Here is a 19,921-nt window from a genome sequence, read left to right on the forward strand (position 1 = left end):
TCGGGGGAGGGCTGGGGCTGATGTCCACGTTCAAGTCCCTGCACATCCTGAACTACCGCATCTGGTTCCTCGGTGCGTTCATCTCCAACATTGGCACCTGGATGCAGCGCACCGCCCAGGACTGGCTGGTGTTCGCCCACCTGACGGCGCACGATGCCGGGGCTGTGGGGGTCACGATGGCGCTGCAGTTGGGCCCGCAGCTCTTCCTGGCGCCCGTGGCCGGACTGCTCGCCGATCGCTTCAACCGTAAGCGGCTCCTGGTGCTGACCCAGTCCGCAATGGCGCTCCTGAGCGCCGGACTGGGCATCCTGGTGGTCTTTGGCGCGGCCCAACTCTGGCAGGTCTACGCTTTCGCCCTACTGCTCGGGGTGGTCTCCGCGCTGGACGCTCCCGTGCGGCAGACGTTCGTCTCGGAACTGGTCCAGGACGACTACCTCCCCAATGCCGTGGCCCTCAACAGCGCTTCCTTCAACGTCGCCCGGATGATCGGCCCGGCAGTCGCCGGCGTGCTCACTGCCGTTGTCGGGCCCGGCTGGGTCTTCCTCATCAACACGCTCACCTTCGTGGCCATGTTGCTGAGCCTGGCGAAAATCCCGGCCGCGTCGCTGCGGCGGCTGCCGCGGGCACGGGCGGGCAAGGGCAGGATCCGGGAGGGTCTGCGCTATGTCAGGTTCCGTCCGGACCTCGTCGTGGTGCTCGTGGCGATCTTCATTGTGGGAACCCTGGGGCTGAATTTCGCCCTGTTTATCGCGGCCATGGTGGGTACGGAATTCGGCCTTGACGCGGGGGCCTTCGGCCTGATGAATTCGATCATGGCCATCGGTTCCGTCGCCGGCGCGCTGTTGTCCGCCGGTCGCGGCAAGCCACGCCTGCGGGTCATCTTCGGGGCGGCCGGGGCCTTCGGCGTGACCGCGGGCATCGCCGCGATGGCCCCAAACTACTTCTGGTACGGCGTCGCACTGGTGCCCGTGGGGCTGTTCGCGATCACCATGATGACGAGCGCCAACGGGTACGTCCAGACCACCACGGACCCCGTAATGCGCGGCCGGGTGATGGCCCTCTACATGGCAATTTTCATGGGCGGCACCCCCATTGGCGCCCCGCTCGTCGGCTGGGTGGCAAACACCGCCGGCCCCCGCTGGTCCATGGCGGTGGCGGCGGGCGCCGGCCTGCTGGCGGCCCTGATCGGACTGGTGTGGATCATCCGGGCCAGGCACCTGCGGCTCCACTTCAACCGCCGCGCGCGCGGGCTGCGGTACTTCCGCGTCGAAAGCGGGACCGCCGCGGCCGGCGCCAGCCCGGGTTCCCAGCCGGGTTCTCAGCAGGATGCGCAGACGGGCGGACCTGCCTGAAACGACGGCGGGCGCCGCCACGGCCTGGGTTCTAATAGGCCGTGACGACGCCGCCGGACGCTGAGGCTACTTCTTCAGTTCAGCCACGACGAAGTCGATGCACTCGAGCAGTGCCGAGACGTCGTCCGGCTCGATCGCCACGAAGGTGGCGATGCGCAGCTGGTTGCGGCCCAGCTTGCGGTACGGCTCGGTGTCGACGACGCCATTGGCGCGGAGCACCCTGGCGATGGCCGAGGCATCGATCGATTCGTCGAAGTCGATCGTGGCGATCACGTTGGAACGGTCCTCGGCCTTGGCCACGAACGGCGTGGCGTAGCCGGACGCCTCGGCCCAGCGGTAGATGCGGCCGGCGGAATCCGCGGTCCGGCCGGCGGCGAAGTCCAGGCCGCCGTTGGCGTTGAGCCACTGCACCTGGGCATCCAGGGTCACCAGGGTGGCCAGTGCCGGGGTGTTGTAGGTCTGGTTCAGCCGGGAGTTGTCGATCGCTGTCTGGAGGTCCAGGAAGTCGGGGATCCAGCGGTCACCGGCCTTGATCCGGGCCGCACGCTCAAGGGCCGCGGGGGAGAACAGGCCAAGCCACAGGCCGCCGTCGGACGCGAAGTTCTTCTGCGGCGCAAAGTAGTACACGTCGGACTCTGCCACGTCCACGTCCAGCCCGCCCGCGGCCGAGGTCGCGTCCACCAGCACCAGCGACCCCTCGTCGGCGCCTGCCACGCGCTGGACGGGGGCGGCCACGCCGGTTGAGGTTTCGTTCTGCGGCCACGCATAGACGTCGACGCCGGCCTCCGCCCGGGCGGCGGGGCGGGTGCCGGGTTCGGCCTTGAGGATGGAGGATTCGGCGAGGAAAGGCGCCTTGTTGGTGGCCGAGGCAAATTTCGAGCCGAACTCGCCGAAGGACAGGTGCTGCGCCTTGTTCTCCACGAGTCCGAAGCTGGCAATGTCCCAGAACGCGGTTGATCCGCCCACACCGAGCACCACTTCATAACCTTCGGGCGCGCGGAAGAATTCGCTGAGGCCGCTGCGTACCGAGCCGACCAGGTTCTTCACGGGTGCCTGGCGGTGCGAGGTCCCCAGCAGCTTCGCCGATGCCGCGGCGAGGGCGTCCATCTGTTCCGGTCGGACCTTGGACGGACCGGCGCCGAACCGTCCGTCCTTGGGCAGGAGGTTGACGGGGATCGTGATGCTGGTGTCGCTCACAGTGGCTCCAATTTTCGGCTGGTTCGTAGCGTGGCTGGGAGGTGGCCTGGCAGGGATGGCTACAACGGACACCCCTTTTCATGCTGCCTGTTTCATTCTGCCTGTTTTATTTTGCCTGACAGCCCCCGGCGATACGGAAAAAGACCCGTCACAGTCCGGTCATTGAGACGCCCCGGAACTGCCGGCCTGCGGGCGCCGGGAGGGCAGTCCCGGCCCGAACGAAAAATTATCCGGAGTAATTCAAAATAGGCTAGGCTGGCATGCGAACGTACGGCGGTTCTCGCCAGGGCGCATCCTGCTTGCAGCCCGCACGCGGTACGGTGGGAATGACGCAAGGACTGCGCTCGAGGAGCTGAGCTGAATGACGGATCTGATCGATACCACGGAGATGTATCTTCGGACCATCCTGGAACTTGAAGAAGAAAACATCGTTGCACTCCGCGCCCGCATCGCCGAACGGCTCCGCCACTCCGGCCCCACCGTTTCCCAGACCATCGGCCGCATGGAGCGGGACGGGCTTGTGGTTGTTTCGGGCGACCGGCACCTTGAGCTGACCGAAACTGGGCGCAAACGCGCAATCGGCGTCATGCGCAAGCACCGCCTCGCGGAACGGCTGCTCGCAGACGTGATCGGACTCGACTGGGCCTACGTCCATGAGGAAGCGTGCCGCTGGGAGCACGTCATGAGCGAACGGGTCGAGCGCCGAATCTTTGAGATGCTCAACCACCCGACGGTTTCGCCCTACGGAAACCCCATTCCGGGGCTTGCGGATCTTGGCGGCATTGCCAATGGCGCTCCCGCTGACAGGGCCGTGAACCTGCTCGAGGCCATGGCCGGCTACGGTGCTGATTCGCGGATCACGGTCAACCGGCTCGCGGAGCCGATCCAGGTGGAGCCGGAGCTTCTGGCCCAGCTCGACGAGGGCGGAATCCGCCCTGGTGCGCTTCTCTCGCTGGAGCGGGTGGGGGAGTACATTTCGGTCCGCGTCCCCGACATCGAGGGTGCCCTGGAGCTTCCGCCCGAGGTGGCCGCGCACGTCTTTGTAACAGTCGCCTGACCAGCCACAACGTGCCGGACATGGGACGACCCATGAGTTCTTCACAATAGCGATTACGGATTTATCACCGGGCGGCTTAATCCCCTATAGTTAGTGGCCAGTACCGATACCAAAGCGTTACCTGATCCGAAGCCGAGCCCTGCCAGCGGATCAGTCGCAGAACCACCTCCTGGCAGGGGCGGGGGAACCACTTTCGGCTGCTGCTTCAGCAGCCTTGGGGTGAAGTCCGTTAGCGGCAAGCTGCTTCCACCGAAGGATCCCCCTGGGATACCCCTGTGCCTCGCTGCTTGCAGCGGCGGACCGGGTCTTTGATCTCTCTGACCCGAATCCGACAGCTAACTTCGCAGGCTATTCCAGAGAGGAACCGTTCTTTTGACCACCCAGACCGCCAGGGGCCGTCGCCGCGCGACCGGTCCCTCTCCGGAGCCGCGTCCCGTCGTCGCGCACATGGCCGAACGCCCGCGCGACCCGCACCGCGATGAACGGCGTCGCCGGCGCAGTCCGTTCCGTCAGGTAACGGAGTTTGCTGCGGCCAGCGGAGTTGGGCAGAAGGCCGGGATCGCACTGGCCGCAACTGGGTTGGTTCTCACCGTGACGGTCCCCGTCACGAGCCCGGTGATGGCCTCCAATATGGGGGGATCCGGCGCTCTCTCCGCTGCCGTGCAGCCTGACGTCACGGCGGCCGCGGGCGCAAAGGTCGACTTCAGCCGCACAGCCGTCACCACGAAGGGCGATCCGGACGGGAAGCTCAAGCAGCTGCTGAGCGCCCAGTCTGTGGGCAGCATCACCCGCGCGGCATCTGCAGGCACCCTTGGCCCGCCGCTGGATCATCTGGTCACCGCCTCGCCGTTCGGCTACCGCGTCAGCCCCATCACCGGGGGCGCGGGGGAGTTCCACCGCGGCCAGGATTTCGCTGCCCAGTGCGGCACGGCGGTCCATGCAGCCGCCAGCGGCACCGTGACATTCAACGGATGGCATCCCTTCGGCGGTGGAAACCGCGTGGTCATCGACCACGGCAACGGCCTGGAGACCACGTACAACCACCTGTCCTCGGCCTCGGTCAAGGTCGGCCAGAAAGTATCGCGCGGTGACGTCATCGCGATGAGCGGGACCACCGGCGCCTCCACGGGCTGCCACCTTCACTTTGAAGTGATGGTTAACGGCGACGTCGTTGACCCCCTCGGCTGGCTCTAAAAGACGATGGACCGCTCTCAAGTTCTTATGACACGCCGTGATCCGAATGTGACATTGGGTCTGGACTGCTGTAGGGTTTGAAGCACGCCAACTTTTCCGAAGTTGGCGCTCTTGAGTGGATTGCCTAGCTCTGCCACCGCTCAAGGTCCGTTCGCATGACATCGTCTGGCAGGGGCGGGGGAACCATTTTTGGCCTTCGAAAGAAGGCCTTGGGGTTAAGTCGCAAAGCTTCCCAGGAAGCAGCGCGGCCGGGTGACTCCCATCCGAATCCGACAGCTCACCTCGTAGGCATTGGGAGAGGCTACTTTCGTGTCTTCACGCCACTATTCTGCGCGCATGCGCACCGGCGAGGCTCTTTCGAGCCCGCTGGAATCCACATCACGTGCCGCCCTTGCCGGCGCCCGGATTGGATCACGTTCCGCAGGCTCATTCTCTACCGAGCCCGGACAGCATGCAGTTTCCGCTTTTGGCGCGTCTTCGCAGTACACCCTTCGCTAAGTAACCCATTTCGGGGCGATCCGGCGTACCCCCAAGATGCCGGAGCGTCCTCAGCCCGTGCCCAAAAGCGCGCGGCCCAAGGATCACGAAAGAGAGAACTGAATGACTACTCGTGCAACCGTTGCACGGCACCGCGCCGAGGTCACCAAGACCAACTCGCTGGCTGTTATTGCCAAGGCTGTAGGCGACAACGCCGGCGGCATGGGCCGTCAGGCCGCGGTCATCGCCGCAGCTTCCGGTCTGGTTCTGACCAGCGGAATCGCAGCCAACGCTGCTGAGACCAATGTTCAGCGCGAATCCACCTCCGCTTCGGCCCTGGAAGTCCAGTCCACTGCTCCGGCCACCATCTCGGCCGCTTCCACCATCGCGATCTCCTACGAGAAGCCCGCTGTGACCACGTCGCCGGCTCCCGTCGTCGAGGCTCCCAAGCCCGTCGTGAAGGTCCAGGATTCCACGGCCACCCGCGCCGGTGGCACCGAGCTCGGCGTCAGCGGCGGCGTCGCTGCCCAGGCGCCCGCCGGCATCGGAAGCGGCGCCGGCGCGACCATCGCCGCCGCTGCCTACGCACAGATCGGCGTGGCGCAGGACTGCACCGCCCTCGCCACCAACGCCCTGGCCGCGGCTGGCATCCACTACCACGGCTGGCCGGCAGGTTACCTGTCCCTCGGCCGCACCGTGAGCGCCGCCGAGGCACGCCCGGGCGACCTCGCCTACTACCAGAACGGCGGCGTGGGCATGGCTCACATCGCGGTCTACGTCGGCAACGGCATGGCAGTCCACGGCGGCTGGAACGGCGGCACCACCGCGCTGTACAGCGTAAACGTCGGTTCCGGCCCGGTCTTCATCCGCGTCGGCGGCTAGGCAAGACCACCAGCAACCTTCGAAAGACCCCCGCCTCTTGGCGGGGGTCTTTTGCGTTGCCGCGCAGTGAACTTTTCGCGCTGAGGACACCGCCGGTGAAAAAATATTCGGTGATCTGGCACCTGAGTGTTTACTCTTGTGTTGTCGATCCATAGCCCGACCATGCAGAGGGCAGCCGGCCCTCGTGCCGCTGGCGGGTGCGGCCGTGAAGAGGTATGCGGATGCGCACTCTCGTTCTGAATGCTGGATATGAACCCCTGGCGGTCATCACCTTCCGCCGGGCGCTCGTCCTTGTCCTAACCGGAAAGGCCAGCGTGGTGGCCGAAGGGGACGACCCCGTTGTCGGCCCCCAGGACATTCTGGGCCGCCCGTCCGTGATCCTGCTGAACCGCTACATCCGGCCGAGGTACAACGCCATGACAGCGGTGAGCCGCCGCGGCGTGCTCCGCCGCGATGCCCACCGCTGCGCCTACTGCGGCAAGGCTGCCCACACCATCGACCACGTCCAGCCAAAATCCCGGGGCGGGGCCGATTCCTGGGAGAATCTGGTGGCGGCGTGCCTGCGGTGCAACAACGCCAAGAGCGATCACACGCCGGCGGAGATGGGTTGGAAGATCGGCTTTGTTCCGGGCCCGCCAAAGGGCGCCATCTGGCAGATCAAGGAACTCGAGAAGCCGACTCCGGCCTGGGATCCGTTCCTGCTGCCTGAATCAGCGGCCTGAACTGCCGGCTGAATTGCTGCCGGGCACGCCACGCCCAATTCGGCGGCAGCCGGCGCCGCGCTGATTCGTCGGCAGCCCGTCCCGGGCTAGGCTGGACCGGTGGAGTTCGATGCCATCATTCTCGCCGGGGGACGGTCCTCCCGCCTGGGCGGCGTGCCCAAATCCGGGCTGATCTACGACGGCGCCACCCTCCTTGAGCGGTCACTGCGCGCCGCGGGCGCGGCGGGGCGCACCGTCGTCGTCGGACCTGACCCCGGGGACCTGCCCGACGGCGTGCTGACCTGCCGGGAAGAGCCGCCCTTCGCCGGGCCAGCCGCGGCCATCGCCGCGGGACTGGCCGCGCTGGCCGTTGACCAGGCCGGCGGGCACGAAGCAGCGGCGCCGGCGCCGTTTACCCTGGTCCTTGCCTGTGACATGCCGCGCTCGGCCGAGGCGGTCCGCGCCCTGGCCGAATCGCTGGCCGCCTCTGTTGCACTGGTGCCAGAACGGAACGGGGGCGACGGGGTCATGGCCGTCTCGGCCGATGGCCGGAAGCAGCCGCTCGCGGGGTTTTATGGCACGGCTGCGCTACAACGTTGTGTTGCGGACGCCGCGGGCAGGGGCGGGCTGGAAAACGCGTCGGTCTTCGCCCTTCTTGCTAGGCTGGACGTGCGGGAAGTTCGCGTTCCCCCCGGTTCCACGGATGATGTCGACACCTGGGATGACGCGTCCGCATTAGGGGTATCCGGGAGGATTCCAGACCGCGGTCCGGGCTCCGGTCCGGAACTCCGCAGCTGAACTCGACCATGGAGGCAAACGGTGAAAAGCCAGGATGAAACGCTGGAAGACTGGTGCCGTGCCCTGCTCCAGGCCCTGGAGCTGGAAGACGTTGAGATTGACGTGAACGAGGTTCTCGCACTGGCCGGGGTGGCCGCCCACTCCGTGGTGCGCCCGGCGGCGCCGCTGACCACGTTCATTGCCGGCTTTGCCGCCGGTCTGGCCTCCGGCTCGGGGCAGGCCACGGACTCCGTATCCATGGAGGCCGCGATGGCGGTGGCGCGCCGGCTCGCCAAGGACTACGCAGCCGCCGAAGCTTCCGGGGCATGACGGCGGCGGCCCCGGACGGCAGCGGACCCGCCGCCGCCGCAGGTAGAGACGGCCTCAGAGACCCTCAAGTCCCCCCGGACCCTCACACCCCGGCGGACCAGGACACGGGGGAAGAGGACACGGCGGACGAGGACACTGCCGCCGACGACAAGGCGGACCAGGACGCGGCGGAGGGGCCGCACAAGCACCTGGCCCACACGTGGCAAGAGGCCCGGCAGCTCGCGTTCGACTGCGCCGCTCCCATTCCGGCTGCCCCCGTCCCGCTCCGGCAGGCGCTGGGCCGGACACTCGCAGTGGACGTCGTTGCATTGCAGGACATGCCCCATTACGCTTCCTCTGCCATGGACGGCTGGGCCGTCAACGGCAGCGGTCCATGGATCCTGGCCGCACCCAACCAGCGGCTGGCACCGCACCAGGCAAGCCCGATTGTCACCGGTGGCCTCATTCCGGCCGGGGCCAAGGCGGTGCTGCGCAGCGAAAGCGGGATCATCGACGCCGACGAGGACGGCCTGCCCGTCCTGAAGCTGGGCGGCAACGCGAAACCCGGGGACCCGCGGAACGGAGACCACATCAGGAATGCGGGGGAGGAAGCCGCCGCCGGAGACGTCCTGATCAAACGCGGCACTGTCCTGAACCCCGCCCACCTGGCCCTGGCCGCGCTGGCCGGAAGCGACACCCTTCCGGTGCTCGGCAAGGCCGTGGTGCGACTCGTCTTCACCGGTTCCGAGGTCGTGACCTCCGGGATGCCGGCACCCGGGCAGGTTCGGGACACCTTCGGACCCCAGCTGGCGGCCGTGGTGGGAATGCTCGGCGGGATCTGTGCCGAAGAAGTGAAAATCGGCGATACCTACGCCGAATGGCTCGCCGCGCTCGAGGACACCGATCAAGCCGCTGAAAGCCTGCCCGCCGACGTCGTCATCACCACCGGCGGTACGGGACGCTCCGGAACGGACCACCTCAGGCGTTCGGTCGCCGATCTCGGCGGCCGCCTGCTCATCGACGGGATCGCCATGCGCCCGGGCCACCCCGCTGTGCTGGCCGAACTGCCGGATGGCCGCTACATCCTCGGCCTGCCAGGAAACCCGCTCGCGGCCATGATGGCACTGGCCACGATCGGAGCCCCGCTCCTCGCGGGGCTGGGGCACGGACCCATCCCCCCGCTCAGCGAAGTGCCTTGCGGCTCGACGATTGACGCCGATCCCGGCCGGACGCGGCTCATGCCCTTCCGGCTGCTCTATGGCATGGCGTCCCCGGCGCAGCACACCGGCCCGGGCATGATGCGGGGCCTGGCCGCCGCCGACGGGGTGCTGGTGGTCCCGCCCCATGGCGTGCAGCTGGGGGAACTGGTCCCCGCCTTCGCACTCCCGTGGGGTGCGCCGCTCCCTGGCCCTGCGGCAGCGCCCGCCGCGCAGAAACCGGCGGCGAAGCGGACCGCCAGGAAAGCCGCGGCCAGCGACGGGCCGGTGGACTGGAGTGCCCTCCTGGGCTGAGCCCTGGCCCGCTGCGCTGGCTTCAGGATCAGGCACTTACAATGATGGAACCAGCCAAAGAATCAAGACAACCGCACAACATGTTGCTTAGGAGCACCGGATGGGCCGTGTCACGCAGCGCCGCAAAGTGCACAAGATCGTTCTGGACGGGTCCCCGCAGGCCCTCGAATTTCCGGTCCGGCACCGGGAGGACGTCCTTGCGGTCGAGGAACCGCTGGAAATCCGGCTTGGGAACATGTCTTTTTCCGTCACCATGCGAACGCCGGGCAATGACTTCGACCTCGTCGCGGGGTTCCTCGTCTCAGAGGGGATCATCTGGGCTCCCGAGCAGCTGGTCTCGCTCAGGTTCTGCGCCGGCGAAGACGCCGACGGCATCCAAACGTTCAACGTCGTGGAGGCTCAACTCCGGCCCGACGTCGTCCGGCCCGAGACCGGACGAAACGTCTTCACCTCCAGTTCCTGCGGCATCTGCGGGACGGACTCGATCGATGCCGTGCGCAAGTCCTCGCACTACAGCCCGGCACAGGATCCGTTGACAGTTCCCGTGGAAACGCTCGCGGCCCTCCCGGACACCCTCCGGTCCGCCCAGGAGGTCTTTGACGTCACCGGTGGCGTGCACGCCGCCGGACTCTTCAGGATCTCCGACGACGGCTCGGCGGAGTTGCTGTGCCTCCGCGAAGACGTCGGACGGCACAATGCGGTGGACAAGGTGGTGGGCTGGGCGCTCCGGGAAGGACTGCTGCCGCTCCGGGGCACCGTGCTGCAGGTGTCCGGCAGAGCATCGTTCGAGCTCGTCCAGAAGGCATCCCTCGCCGGAATCCCGGTCCTTGCCGCTGTCAGTGCCCCCTCCAGCCTGGCCGTCGAGCTTGCCGAGGCCAGCGGGATGACCCTGGCCGGGTTCAGCCGCCGGACCAGCCTGAACGTGTACGCAGGCCAGCAGCGCGTCGCCGTTCCGGCCCCCGCGGCCGGCTAGCGGCAACACTTGGCCAACAGGTCCCCCACGGCGTAAGTTTTATCCATCGATTGGAGCCAATCGGACCCCAGCGCTGAAGAGGATCACATTGCACGACGACCGCCGTCTTACGGAAGTCCGGCTGGACCGCTTTCTGCGGGACCGCATCGCCCCGGCGGTCTACCCGCGCAGCGTCCCGCTGACTCTGAGCAGCTGGGACGCACCGGACGAACCCGTGCCAGTACTGGAGGCCCTGCGGCACGAGTTTACGCCGCAGGAGCACGGCGCGGCCTGGGGCCGGCCGTGGAGCACCAAATGGCTCCGGCTCCGGGGCGAGGTGCCGGACGCGTGGGGAACCGCGTCCGGCACCTCGGTGGAAATCCTCGTGGACCTGGGCTTCAGTGGCGAGCTACCGGGTTTCCAGTGCGAAGGCATTGCCTGGCGGTCCGACGGGACCATCATCAAGGCCATCTCGCCACGGAACCAGTACATTCCGCTCAAGCTCCTGGGCAGCGGCATGGCCGTGGACTTCTACGTCGAAGCCGCGGCCAACCCCGACTTGTCCCAGAACTGGACATTCGCCGCCACCCCCTACGGCGACAAGGCGACGTCGGGCTGCGAACCGAAATACCGTCTCGGCACGATCGCCATCGCCGAACGCAACGAGACGGTCTGGGAACTGCAGCAGGACATCTTCACCCTTGCCGGGCTCATGCACGAGCTGCCCATGGAGCTGCCCCGCCGCCACGAAATCCTGCGGGCGCTGGAACGCATGCTGGACATCATGGACCCCGACGACGTTGCCGGTACCGCAGAAGCCGGACGGGCCGCCCTCACCGACGTGCTGTCCCGGCCGGCCTACGCCTCGGCGCACCAGCTCGTGGCCACGGGCCACGCCCATATCGATTCGGCCTGGTTGTGGCCCGTACGGGAAACCATCCGCAAGTGTGCCCGGACGTTCTCCAACGTCGTCGCGCTGATGGACGAGTATCCCGATTTCATCTTTTCGTGTTCCTCGGCCCAGCAGCTTGCGTGGATGAAAGAGTACTATCCGGAGCTCTTCGGGCGCATCCGGGACAAGGTCCGCGCCGGCCGCTTCGTTCCCGTCGGCGGGATGTGGGTCGAGTCAGACTCGAACATGCCCGGCGGCGAGGCCATGGCACGGCAGTTCCTCGAGGGCAAGAGCTTTTTCCTGGCCGAATTCGGGGTGGAGTGCCAGGAAGCGTGGCTCCCGGACACGTTTGGGTATTCCGCGGCGCTGCCGCAGATCATCAAAGCCGCGGGCAGCCGCTGGTTCCTGACCCAGAAGATCTCCTGGAACCAGGTCAACAAGATGCCCCACCACACCTTCAACTGGGAGGGAATCGACGGCACCCGGGTCTTCACCCATTTCCCGCCGGTGGACAGGTACAACTCCGATCTCAGCGCCCGGGACCTGGCGCACGCAGAACGGAACTACCGGGACCACGGACGCGGAGGCACCTCGCTGGTTCCGTTCGGGTACGGCGACGGCGGCGGCGGGCCAACACGCGAGATGCTGGCCGCGGCGCAGCGCGCGGCGGACCTGGAAGGATCCCCGAAGGTGCGGATCGGCTCGGCAGCCAGCTTCTTTGGGCAGGCCCAGGCCGAGTATGAGCCCCTGCCGGTCTGGGTGGGGGAGATGTACCTGGAACTGCACCGCGGCACCTACACCAGCCAGGCCAGGACCAAGCTGGGAAACCGGCGTAGCGAGCACCTTCTCCGGGAAGCGGAGCTCTGGAGTGCCACCGCGGCAGTGCGTGCCGGACACAGCTACCCTGCTGCGGAGCTCAAGCGCCTCTGGCGGCTGGTCCTGCTGCAGCAATTTCATGACATCCTGCCGGGGAGTTCCATCGCGTGGGTCCACCAGGACGCCGAGCGGAACTACGCCGCCGTCGAACGGGGGCTGGAAGTGATCATCACCAACGCCGCGGCTGCGGCACTCGGCACTGGCAGCCGGGAATTCCTCCTCAACGCTGCCCCGCAGGAGCGCCTGGGCGTGCCTGCCCTGGCCGCTGCCGAGCCGGTCCGGCCCGGGCAGCCGGTAGAGGTCACCGAGGCGGACGGCGGCTACATCCTGGACAACGGCATCATCCGGGCCGTGGTGGATGCCGACGGACTGCTGGCCTCGCTCAGGGACCACGCCACCGGACGTGAGGCGATTGCTCCCGGCGAGTTTGGCAACCTCCTGGAGCTGCACCGGGACACGCCGAATGAATGGGACGCGTGGGACATCGACGCCTTCTACCGCAGGAACGTTGTCCGCCTGGTCGAGGCGCGTTCGGTGACACTGGAGCGCGACCCCCGAGGGGATAGCCCGAACGCCGTCGTGGTGGTGGAGCGGATGGCCGGCTCCTCGCCCGTGACCCAGCGGATAGCGCTCGCCGCGGGCGCCGGCTCGCTCGCGATCACCACACTCGTGGACTGGCAGGAGAGCGAAAAACTGCTCAAGCTGGGCTTTGCCCTGGACGTCAGGGCAGACCGCTCGGCGGCGGAGACGCAGTTTGGGCACGTGTTCCGCCCCACCCATGTCAACACGTCCTGGGAGGCTGCGAAATTCGAGATCTGCGCCCACCGCTGGATCCACGTCGCCGAGCCGGGCTACGGGGTGGCCATCTCCAACGCCTCCAGCTACGGCCACGACGTCACCCGCAACGTCCGGGAGGACGACGGCGGGACCACCACCACAGTGCGGGTCTCGCTTCTGCGGGCACCGAAGTTCCCGGATCCTGGCGCGGATCAGGGCAGGCACGAGCTTCACGTCACGATCCGGCCGGGCGCCACCATCGCGGAGGCCGTCGAGGAGGGCTACCGCACCAATCTGGCCCCGCGGGTGGTGCAAGGGGCCCACGGCGTGGAGCCGCTGGTCACCGTGTTCAACCAGGCCCTCGTCATCGAAGCGGTCAAACTCGCTGAAGACGGCTCCGGCGACGTGATTGTCCGGCTGTACGAATCGCTGGGGGAACGGTCCACAGGCGTCCTGAAGGCCAATTTCCCGGTCCGCGGGCTGCACTCGGTGGATCTGTTGGAACGGCCCGTCGACGCACCGGGCGTGACGGCAGGCCTCGATTCCGCCGAGCTCACGTTGCGGCCGTTCCAGCTGGTCACGCTGAGGTTTGTCCGCTGACAGGTCGGGGCCGTCTGTTCCGACGGCCCCGCAGGGACAAAATTGCAGGACAAAAAGGCAGGGACAAAACCGCAGTCGAAAACCGGAAAACCCCTGAAACAGGCTGAGTGGGAGCGGTCCTCGCGGACCGCTACCACTCATCCCCCCAATGGCGCTTGGACGACTGCCTCTGCTTCGCACGGCTGACTTCCGTACACGAAGCGGTTGCCGCTTTCACACATTCATGATTCTCTCACGGTCTAATGATTTTGTGAATGCCTTACCCTTTGTTCTTGCGGAATGTTGCGCGAGCGTTACTCGGCGGCTTCGCTGCGAGCCCCGAAGCCCAGAACAGTCCCAGGCCCAGGACATAGCCCACGACGGCCAAATAATTGACCGTCTGCTGCGGGAGGACCCAGGCAGCGGGTGCGAAGGAAGCGGGGACGCTGCACGCGGTGGCGAGGGCGCCGAGGCATGTCAGGAGGGCCGCGGCACGCACCAGCCGCGGCAATTGGCTCCTGGTGGTGGCCAGCAATGCCGGCAGCAGGGCGAGGGAGACAAAGGCAGGATAGGCGCGGCCTGCCGCGGCGTAGAACGGCGCCAGGACGGCATTGCGTCCACCGTTGTCCGTGATGTCCAGCATGCCGGCCGAGGATCCGCGGGTGTCCATGAGAAAGAAGAACACCGCCACGGCGGCAGCGCTGACGGCCAGGGCCCAGCGCCCCGCCGGGCCCGCGATGAGGCGGTAGCCGCGCTCGTCGGCCAGCCCGGTCGCCACGCGCAGACCGACCAGCAGGACCGCCGCGAACACGAGGAAGCGCAAGATCAGGTGGGTGAGGTTCCATCCCCCCAGCGCCGCGTCGATCGCCTCATAGGGGCCGGGCACCGAGAGCAGGCTGCACAGGGTGGCGAGAACCAGTATCCAGAAAACGGCCCGGTTCCGCCCCTGGATTGCATCCGGGACGCGGAGGAGGAGCACCACGGAACAGATGATCAGCGTGCCCCACTGGAGGGTTGCAATCATTCCGGGTTCTCCCACATCACTTGCCTGCTCAGCCCCAAGATGGTCAGGTCATGCCAGCTTGCTTCTTCGTGGCCCGCTTCGCAAGCGTCTTGGCCAACCAGATCAGGGACAGCCCCAGGACCAGGCACAGCACGGCAGAGTAGTTCACGACGAACCGCAGGAATCCGAGGGACGGAGGAATGACCGGGGAGAGCAGGCTTAGGGAGATGGCCACGGTGCCCAGCGCGAGCACCGCCGCGCTGGACCGCACCAGAACGGGGAGGCCGCTGCGCAGGGTCCGCAGCATGGCCGGCAACAGGGCCACGGTGATGAACGCCGGATAGAGCCGCCCGGCAGCCCCGTAATACTCCACCAAGGCGGCATTGCGGTCATCCTTGGCGGACAGGGCGACCAGCCCGGCCGAGGAGCCGGCAGTGTCCATTGTGAGGAAGACCAGCACCACCGCAGCCGACGCGGCTGCGGCTACCGCAATTCCAACAGGGCCGGTGATGAGCCGCAGGGCGTCGTCCGCGCTGAAGCCGCGGGCCACCCGGACCCCCAGGAAGAAGATGCCGGCGAAAATGATGAAGCGCAGCACCAGGTTGGCGATGTTCACGCCTCCGAGGGCCTGGTCGACGGCCAGATACGGGGCGTCGATGCTGAGCAGGATGGCCAGGGTCATTAGCGCAAAGACGGCGAACAGGGACCGGTTCTCGCCCCGGAGGAGGCTGGGTACGCGGGCGAGCGTGACGACGCCGCAGACTGCCAGCGTGCCCCACTGCAGGGTCGCGATCATCCGAGGTTCTCCCAAATCTTTTCTGTTTGTGCCTGCTCCTGTTCGTGGCGCCGCAGCGTTTTTCCGAGCGCCTGAAGCCGCTCCCCGGCCAGGGCGCTAAGTTCTCCGTCGGAGAGGGCATCCAGGGCGGCCTGCTTCGCCCCTGGCGTCCAGCTGGCCTCATCCTCGGTGATCAGGCCCGTAGCGACGAGCCCGCCCGTGAATCCTACGCCCGCCGCGCGGGCCGTCGCGACCGCCAGCTCGGGGGACAGCCTGTTGGCCGTGAGCTGGGCCGAATAGTTCTGCGGTGCCACGCCGGTGGCAGCCGAAACCCTGTGGCGCAACTCACCGTCGTCAATCGCGTCCACCCAGTTCCGGACAGAAGTAGCGTGCGGGGCGGGGCCAAGCGCCGGGGTCATTGAGCTGCCATGGTCGCCATAGCCGCCGTAGGCCGGGGAAGAACGGGAAATGACCGCGCGCAGCAGGTCCATGGTGGCAACCTGGCTGACGAGTTCGGCGGGGGTGGGCGGCTGCGGCGGGGCGGCCAGTTCCGCATAGTGGTCGAAGGAAGCGAGTTCCGCCAGGGGACTCAAGTCCAGGGCCCGGCTGATGCTGACCAGAGTGGTTTCGGCCACTTTCCCGCGCACCAACTGCTGCGCAAGGGTGGTGCGCTTGATCCCGGAGATCCTGCAGATATCGGCTGTGCTTGCGGACGGGGCAACCCGATGTAGCCAGAGTTGGAACGCCTTTGCGGGTAGGGGCATCTAGGGCTTCCTGCGGAGTCGATGGGCAGTATGGCTACTGGCATGCGGTGGGGCAGCGGCGATTGAGGCGGGGGGCGGAAGCGGTGTGACGGTGTGCGCTGGGATTTTACGTGAGGTCCTAATTCAACTATGCTAAATGGTCGAACCCGCTGGTCCGTACACCCCCCAAGTCCGGACCGGCGGGTTCTTCTATGCCCGGCCGGTTTTCGGCCCGCCGGGACGGCCCGGTGCCGGCCCGTGTGGGCCGCAGTGAGAGAATGAACTAATGACTGCAACCCTTGTTGCCAAGGACCTTTCCGGTGGTCACGATCACCGCACACTCTTCTCAAAGCTGTCCCTGACGGTAGCGCCCGGCGACGTCGTCGGCGTCGTCGGCGCCAACGGTGCCGGCAAATCCACCCTGCTGCGCCTGCTGGCCGGCGTCGACGCTCCGCAGGAAGGCGCGGTGAGCCTGGCCCCCGCCGACGCCTTCGTGGGCTGGCTGCCGCAGGAACACGAACGGATTGCCGGCGAAACGGTCGGCGGCTATATCGCCCGGCGCACGGGCTGCGCGCAGGCGACCCTGGAGATGGAGTCCACCGCAGAGGCGCTGGGCTCCGGCGCTCCCGGCTCCGATGACGCCTACTCCCTGGCCTTCGACCGCTGGATGGCCTCCGGCGCCGCCGACCTGGAGGACCGCATCCCGCCCGTCCTGGCGGACCTTGGCCTCGAGGTGGGGCCGGACGCCGGAATGACCGGGCTCTCCGGCGGCCAGGCGGCCCGCGTGGCGCTCGCCGCCCTGCTGCTGAGCCGGTTCGACATCGTGCTCCTGGACGAACCCACCAATGACCTGGACCTGAACGGACTGGCCAAGCTCGAGGCCTTCGTGCAGGGCCTGCGCGGCGGCGCCGTCCTGGTCTCGCATGACCGCGAGTTCCTGGCGCGCTGCGTCACCACCATCGTGGAACTGGACCTTGCCCAGAACTCCGTGGCGGTGTACGACGGCGGCTACGAGGCCTACCTGGAGGAACGCGCCGTCGCCCGCCGGCACGCCCGGGAACGCTTCGAGGAGTACGCCAACACCAAGGCCGACCTCGTTTCCCGGGCGCGCACACAGCGCGAATGGAGCTCCCAGGGCGTCCGGAACGCCATGAAGAAAAACCCGGACAATGACAAGATCCGGCGCGCCGCCAGCACCGAGTCCTCCGAGAAGCAGGGCCAGAAGGTCCGCCAGATGGAGTCCCGCATCGCCCGGCTCGAAGAAGTCGAGGAGCCGCGCAAGGAATGGCAGCTGCAGTTCAGCATCGGGGCGGCCCCCCGCTCCAGCGCCGTCGTGGCCACCCTGCGCGACGCCGTCGCACAGCAGGGCGACTTCACCCTGGGCCCGGTGAACCTGCAGCTGAATGCCGGGGAGCGGATCGGGATCACGGGTCCCAACGGCGCCGGCAAATCCACCCTGCTCCGGCTCCTGCTCGGCGTCCAGCAGCCCGATTCCGGTGATGCCTCCATGGGTGCGTCCGTGGCCGTCGGGGAGATCGACCAGGCGCGCGGCCTGCTGGCCGGTAGGCTGTTGCTCGCAGACGCCGTCGAAGCCGTACTGACCGATCAGACCCCGGCGGAGGTGCGCACCCTGCTGGCCAAGTTCGGCCTCAAGGCCGATCACACCAACCGGTCCGTCGACTCGCTCTCCCCGGGCGAACGGACCCGGGCCGCCCTGGCGCTGCTGCAGGCCCGCGGCGTCAACCTGCTGGTGCTCGACGAACCCACCAACCACCTCGACCTGCCCGCCATTGAACAGCTCGAGGAAGCCCTCGACAGCTATGAAGGCGCGCTGCTGCTGGTCTCCCACGACCGCCGGCTGCTGGAAAACGTCCGCCTTGACGTGCGCTGGAACGTCGAGAGCGGCGTTGTCACCGAATTGCACGCCGATGCCCCGAAAGGCAACACCAAATGAGCATGGACCGGGTCGCCTGGAGCTCCCTCTACAACATCACCCGCGCCTCCAGCGGGTCCAAGCCGTTCTCGAAGGAGACGCTGAAGCGCGTCTTCAGTTTTGCCCGCCCGCACCGCGGCCGGCTGATCGCCTTCGTGCTGCTGTCCATTGTGATGGCCGTCCTGGCCGTCGCCACCCCGGTCCTCGCCGGGCAGGTGGTCGACGAGATCATCGCCCACGCAGATGCCTCCAAGGTGATCTGGCTCGCCGTCCTGATCGCCATCGTGGCGGTTGCCGAGGCCGGGCTGGGACTCGTGACACGCTGGCTGTCCTCCACCATCGGTGAAGGCGTAATCGTGGATCTGCGCACCAAGGTCTTCGACCACGTCCAGAAGATGCCGATCGCCTTCTTCACCAGGACCCGCACCGGTGCCCTCGTGAGCCGGCTGAACAACGACGTCATCGGCGCGCAGTCGGCCTTCGCCGGCACGCTCTCCGGCGTGGTCAGCAACGTGGTGGCCCTCGCGCTGACCCTCGCGGTCATGCTGAACAAGTCCTGGCTCGTGACGGTGCTCGCCATGATCCTGCTGCCGATCTTCCTCATCCCGGCCCGCCGGATGGGCTCCAAGCTCGCCGACCTGCGGCGCGAAGCGGCCGAACACAACGCCGCCATGGGCACCCAAATGACCGAGCGCTTCTCCGCGCCGGGCGCCACGCTGGTCAAGCTCTTCGGCCGGCCCGACGAGGAATCCCGTGAGTTCGCCCTCCGGGCCGGCCGGGTCCGGGACATCGGCGTCCGCACCGCGATGCTGCAGTTCACCTTCGTCACGGCGCTGACCCTCGTCTCGGCGCTGGCACTGGCCTTGGTCTACGGCCTGGGCGGCTGGCTGGCGCTCGCCGGGCAGCTGGCCCCGGGCGACGTCGTGGTGCTCGCACTGCTGCTCACCCGCCTGTACGCGCCGCTCACGGCGCTTTCGAACGCCCGTGTGGAGGTCATGAGCGCCCTGGTCAGCTTCGAGCGTGTCTTCGAAATCCTGGACCTCAAGCCGCTCATCCAGCAGAAGCCCGACGCCGTAGCCTCCCCGCCAGGTCCGCTCTCGGTGGAGTTCGACAACGTCCGCTTCGCCTACCCCTCGGCGGACAAGGTCTCGCTGGCCTCCCTGGAGGACGTGCTGACCCTGGACACCCGCGGCGGCGAAGAAGTGCTGCACGGCATCAGCTTCCGGGTGGAGCCCGGGCAGACGGTTGCCCTCGTCGGCTCCTCGGGGGCGGGCAAGTCCACCATCGCGCAGCTCCTGTCGCGCCTGTACGACGTCGACTCGGGCGCCATCCGCTTCGGCGGCACCACGCCCGGCACGGACGTGGACGTCCGCGACCTCACGTTCGACTCGATGCGCGGGACCCTCGGCATGGTGACGCAGGACGGTCACCTGTTCCATGAGAGCATCGCCTCCAACCTGCGCCTGGCCCGCCCGGAGGCCACCGAAGAGCAGATGTGGGACGTGCTGCGGCGCGCCCGGCTCGAGGACATGATCCGGTCCCTGCCCGATGGTCTGGACACCGTGGTGGGGGAGCGCGGCTACCGGCTCTCCGGCGGCGAACGGCAGCGCCTGACGATTGCCCGGCTGCTCATTGCGCAGCCACGGGTGGTCATCCTTGACGAGGCCACCGCCGCGCTGGACTCCACAAACGAGGCCGCAGTCCAGGAGGCGCTGGGCGCCGCGCTGGAAGGCCGCACCGCCGTCGTGATCGCCCACCGGCTCTCGACGATCCGCGCGGCAGACGCGATCCTCGTGGTGGAGGACGGCTCGATTGTGGAGCGCGGTACCCACAAGGAGCTCCTCGCCGCCGAGGGCCGCTATGCCGAGCTGTACCGGACGCAGTTCTCCGAGGCCAGCGCGGTCGCCCAGGAGGCTGTGCCCGGCTAATAGCCG

Annotated in this window: 16 protein-coding genes and 2 riboswitches; of the genes, 12 read left to right on the forward strand and 4 right to left on the reverse strand. The window is 67.5% G+C overall.

Translation table 11 applies throughout. The features are described from left to right. The first annotated feature begins 20 nt into the window (after window positions 1–20). The gene (locus tag BLQ10_RS16660; protein ID WP_091563979.1) at window positions 21–1,352 is read left to right on the forward strand and encodes an MFS transporter; all 1,332 of its coding nucleotides are present in this window, start codon (window positions 21–23) and stop codon (window positions 1,350–1,352) included. A gap of 66 nt (window positions 1,353–1,418) precedes the next feature. Here BLQ10_RS16660 and serC read toward each other — a convergent pair whose 3' ends face one another. After that, window positions 1,419–2,549, reverse strand: a complete 1,131-nt coding sequence (gene serC, locus BLQ10_RS16665) for a phosphoserine transaminase (RefSeq protein ID WP_091563980.1) — start codon at window positions 2,547–2,549, stop codon at window positions 1,419–1,421. Between the two features lie 361 nt (window positions 2,550–2,910). Between serC and BLQ10_RS16670 the strand changes: the two genes are divergently transcribed. The 9 genes from BLQ10_RS16670 to BLQ10_RS16710 all read left to right on the forward strand — a co-directional run bounded on the left by BLQ10_RS16670 (window position 2,911) and on the right by BLQ10_RS16710 (window position 13,554). Beyond that, window positions 2,911–3,606: an iron-dependent transcriptional repressor DtxR gene (locus BLQ10_RS16670; protein WP_091563982.1), complete on the forward strand. Its 696-nt coding sequence runs from the start codon at window positions 2,911–2,913 to the stop codon at window positions 3,604–3,606. A gap of 150 nt (window positions 3,607–3,756) precedes the next feature. Beyond that, a riboswitch (cyclic di-AMP (ydaO/yuaA leader) is annotated at window positions 3,757–3,972 on the forward strand. A 6-nt stretch (window positions 3,973–3,978) separates the two neighbouring features. Further along, entirely contained in the window at window positions 3,979–4,800 is an 822-nt protein-coding gene (locus BLQ10_RS16675) for a M23 family metallopeptidase (protein WP_091563983.1), read from the forward strand. A 146-nt stretch (window positions 4,801–4,946) separates the two neighbouring features. Continuing rightward, window positions 4,947–5,105, forward strand: a riboswitch (cyclic di-AMP (ydaO/yuaA leader). A 295-nt stretch (window positions 5,106–5,400) separates the two neighbouring features. Continuing rightward, window positions 5,401–6,159 carry an NlpC/P60 family protein gene (locus BLQ10_RS16680; protein WP_091563985.1) on the forward strand — a complete coding sequence of 253 codons (759 nt, stop codon included), beginning with the start codon at window positions 5,401–5,403 and terminating at the stop codon, window positions 6,157–6,159. A gap of 221 nt (window positions 6,160–6,380) precedes the next feature. After that, window positions 6,381–6,881 carry an HNH endonuclease gene (locus BLQ10_RS16685; RefSeq protein WP_091564117.1) on the forward strand — a complete coding sequence of 167 codons (501 nt, stop codon included), beginning with the start codon at window positions 6,381–6,383 and terminating at the stop codon, window positions 6,879–6,881. A gap of 99 nt (window positions 6,882–6,980) precedes the next feature. After that, on the forward strand, window positions 6,981–7,658 hold the full coding sequence (locus tag BLQ10_RS16690; protein ID WP_091563986.1) for a molybdenum cofactor guanylyltransferase: 678 nt from the start codon (window positions 6,981–6,983) through the stop codon (window positions 7,656–7,658). 21 nt (window positions 7,659–7,679) lie between these two features. Beyond that, window positions 7,680–7,967, forward strand: a complete 288-nt coding sequence (locus BLQ10_RS16695) for a DUF6457 domain-containing protein (RefSeq protein ID WP_091563988.1) — start codon at window positions 7,680–7,682, stop codon at window positions 7,965–7,967. After that, window positions 7,964–9,457: a molybdopterin molybdotransferase MoeA gene (locus BLQ10_RS16700; protein ID WP_091563989.1), complete on the forward strand. Its 1,494-nt coding sequence runs from the start codon at window positions 7,964–7,966 to the stop codon at window positions 9,455–9,457. The genes BLQ10_RS16695 and BLQ10_RS16700 overlap by 4 nt, the downstream gene beginning before the upstream one ends. A 100-nt stretch (window positions 9,458–9,557) precedes the next feature. Continuing rightward, entirely contained in the window at window positions 9,558–10,430 is an 873-nt protein-coding gene (gene fdhD, locus BLQ10_RS16705) for a formate dehydrogenase accessory sulfurtransferase FdhD (RefSeq protein WP_091563991.1), read from the forward strand. An 88-nt stretch (window positions 10,431–10,518) separates the two neighbouring features. Beyond that, window positions 10,519–13,554 (forward strand): alpha-mannosidase, encoded by a 3,036-nt coding sequence (locus BLQ10_RS16710; RefSeq protein ID WP_091563993.1) that lies wholly within the window; start codon window positions 10,519–10,521, stop codon window positions 13,552–13,554. 259 nt (window positions 13,555–13,813) lie between these two features. Here the strand turns inward: BLQ10_RS16710 and BLQ10_RS16715 are convergent, their stop codons facing one another. The 3 genes from BLQ10_RS16715 to BLQ10_RS16725 are packed head-to-tail and all read right to left on the reverse strand — an operon-like array spanning window position 13,814 to window position 16,075. Beyond that, window positions 13,814–14,557 (reverse strand): hypothetical protein, encoded by a 744-nt coding sequence (locus BLQ10_RS16715; protein WP_091563994.1) that lies wholly within the window; start codon window positions 14,555–14,557, stop codon window positions 13,814–13,816. 43 nt (window positions 14,558–14,600) lie between these two features. Beyond that, window positions 14,601–15,332, reverse strand: a complete 732-nt coding sequence (locus BLQ10_RS16720) for a hypothetical protein (protein ID WP_091563996.1) — start codon at window positions 15,330–15,332, stop codon at window positions 14,601–14,603. Then, on the reverse strand, window positions 15,329–16,075 hold the full coding sequence (locus BLQ10_RS16725; RefSeq protein ID WP_091563998.1) for a hypothetical protein: 747 nt from the start codon (window positions 16,073–16,075) through the stop codon (window positions 15,329–15,331). The genes BLQ10_RS16720 and BLQ10_RS16725 overlap by 4 nt, the downstream gene beginning before the upstream one ends. Before the next feature lie 265 nt (window positions 16,076–16,340). Here BLQ10_RS16725 and BLQ10_RS16730 point away from each other — a divergent pair, with 265 nt between their 5' ends. Next, a complete protein-coding gene (locus BLQ10_RS16730; protein ID WP_091564000.1) occupies window positions 16,341–18,008 on the forward strand; it encodes an ABC-F family ATP-binding cassette domain-containing protein in 1,668 nt (555 codons plus the stop codon). Further along, entirely contained in the window at window positions 18,005–19,915 is a 1,911-nt protein-coding gene (locus tag BLQ10_RS16735; protein ID WP_091564001.1) for an ABC transporter ATP-binding protein, read from the forward strand. Before BLQ10_RS16730 ends, BLQ10_RS16735 begins: the two co-directional genes overlap by 4 nt. Window positions 19,916–19,921: the final 6 nt, after the last annotated feature.

The sequence above is a fragment of the Arthrobacter sp. ok362 genome (assembly GCF_900102785.1).
Taxonomy (GTDB): domain Bacteria; phylum Actinomycetota; class Actinomycetes; order Actinomycetales; family Micrococcaceae; genus Arthrobacter.

Coding starts and splice junctions, on each gene's coding strand:
- BLQ10_RS16660 (WP_091563979.1), top strand. CDS start 21: ATGTCCACGTTCAAGTCCCTGCACATCCTGAACTACCGCATCTGGTTC.
- BLQ10_RS16670 (WP_091563982.1), top strand. CDS start 2,911: ATGACGGATCTGATCGATACCACGGAGATGTATCTTCGGACCATCCTG.
- BLQ10_RS16680 (WP_091563985.1), top strand. CDS start 5,401: ATGACTACTCGTGCAACCGTTGCACGGCACCGCGCCGAGGTCACCAAG.
- BLQ10_RS16685 (WP_091564117.1), top strand. CDS start 6,381: ATGCGCACTCTCGTTCTGAATGCTGGATATGAACCCCTGGCGGTCATC.
- BLQ10_RS16700 (WP_091563989.1), top strand. CDS start 7,964: ATGACGGCGGCGGCCCCGGACGGCAGCGGACCCGCCGCCGCCGCAGGT.
- fdhD (WP_091563991.1), top strand. CDS start 9,558: ATGGGCCGTGTCACGCAGCGCCGCAAAGTGCACAAGATCGTTCTGGAC.
- BLQ10_RS16715 (WP_091563994.1), bottom strand. CDS start 14,557: ATGATTGCAACCCTCCAGTGGGGCACGCTGATCATCTGTTCCGTGGTG.
- BLQ10_RS16720 (WP_091563996.1), bottom strand. CDS start 15,332: ATGATCGCGACCCTGCAGTGGGGCACGCTGGCAGTCTGCGGCGTCGTC.
- BLQ10_RS16725 (WP_091563998.1), bottom strand. CDS start 16,075: ATGCCCCTACCCGCAAAGGCGTTCCAACTCTGGCTACATCGGGTTGCC.
- BLQ10_RS16730 (WP_091564000.1), top strand. CDS start 16,341: ATGACTGCAACCCTTGTTGCCAAGGACCTTTCCGGTGGTCACGATCAC.
- BLQ10_RS16735 (WP_091564001.1), top strand. CDS start 18,005: ATGAGCATGGACCGGGTCGCCTGGAGCTCCCTCTACAACATCACCCGC.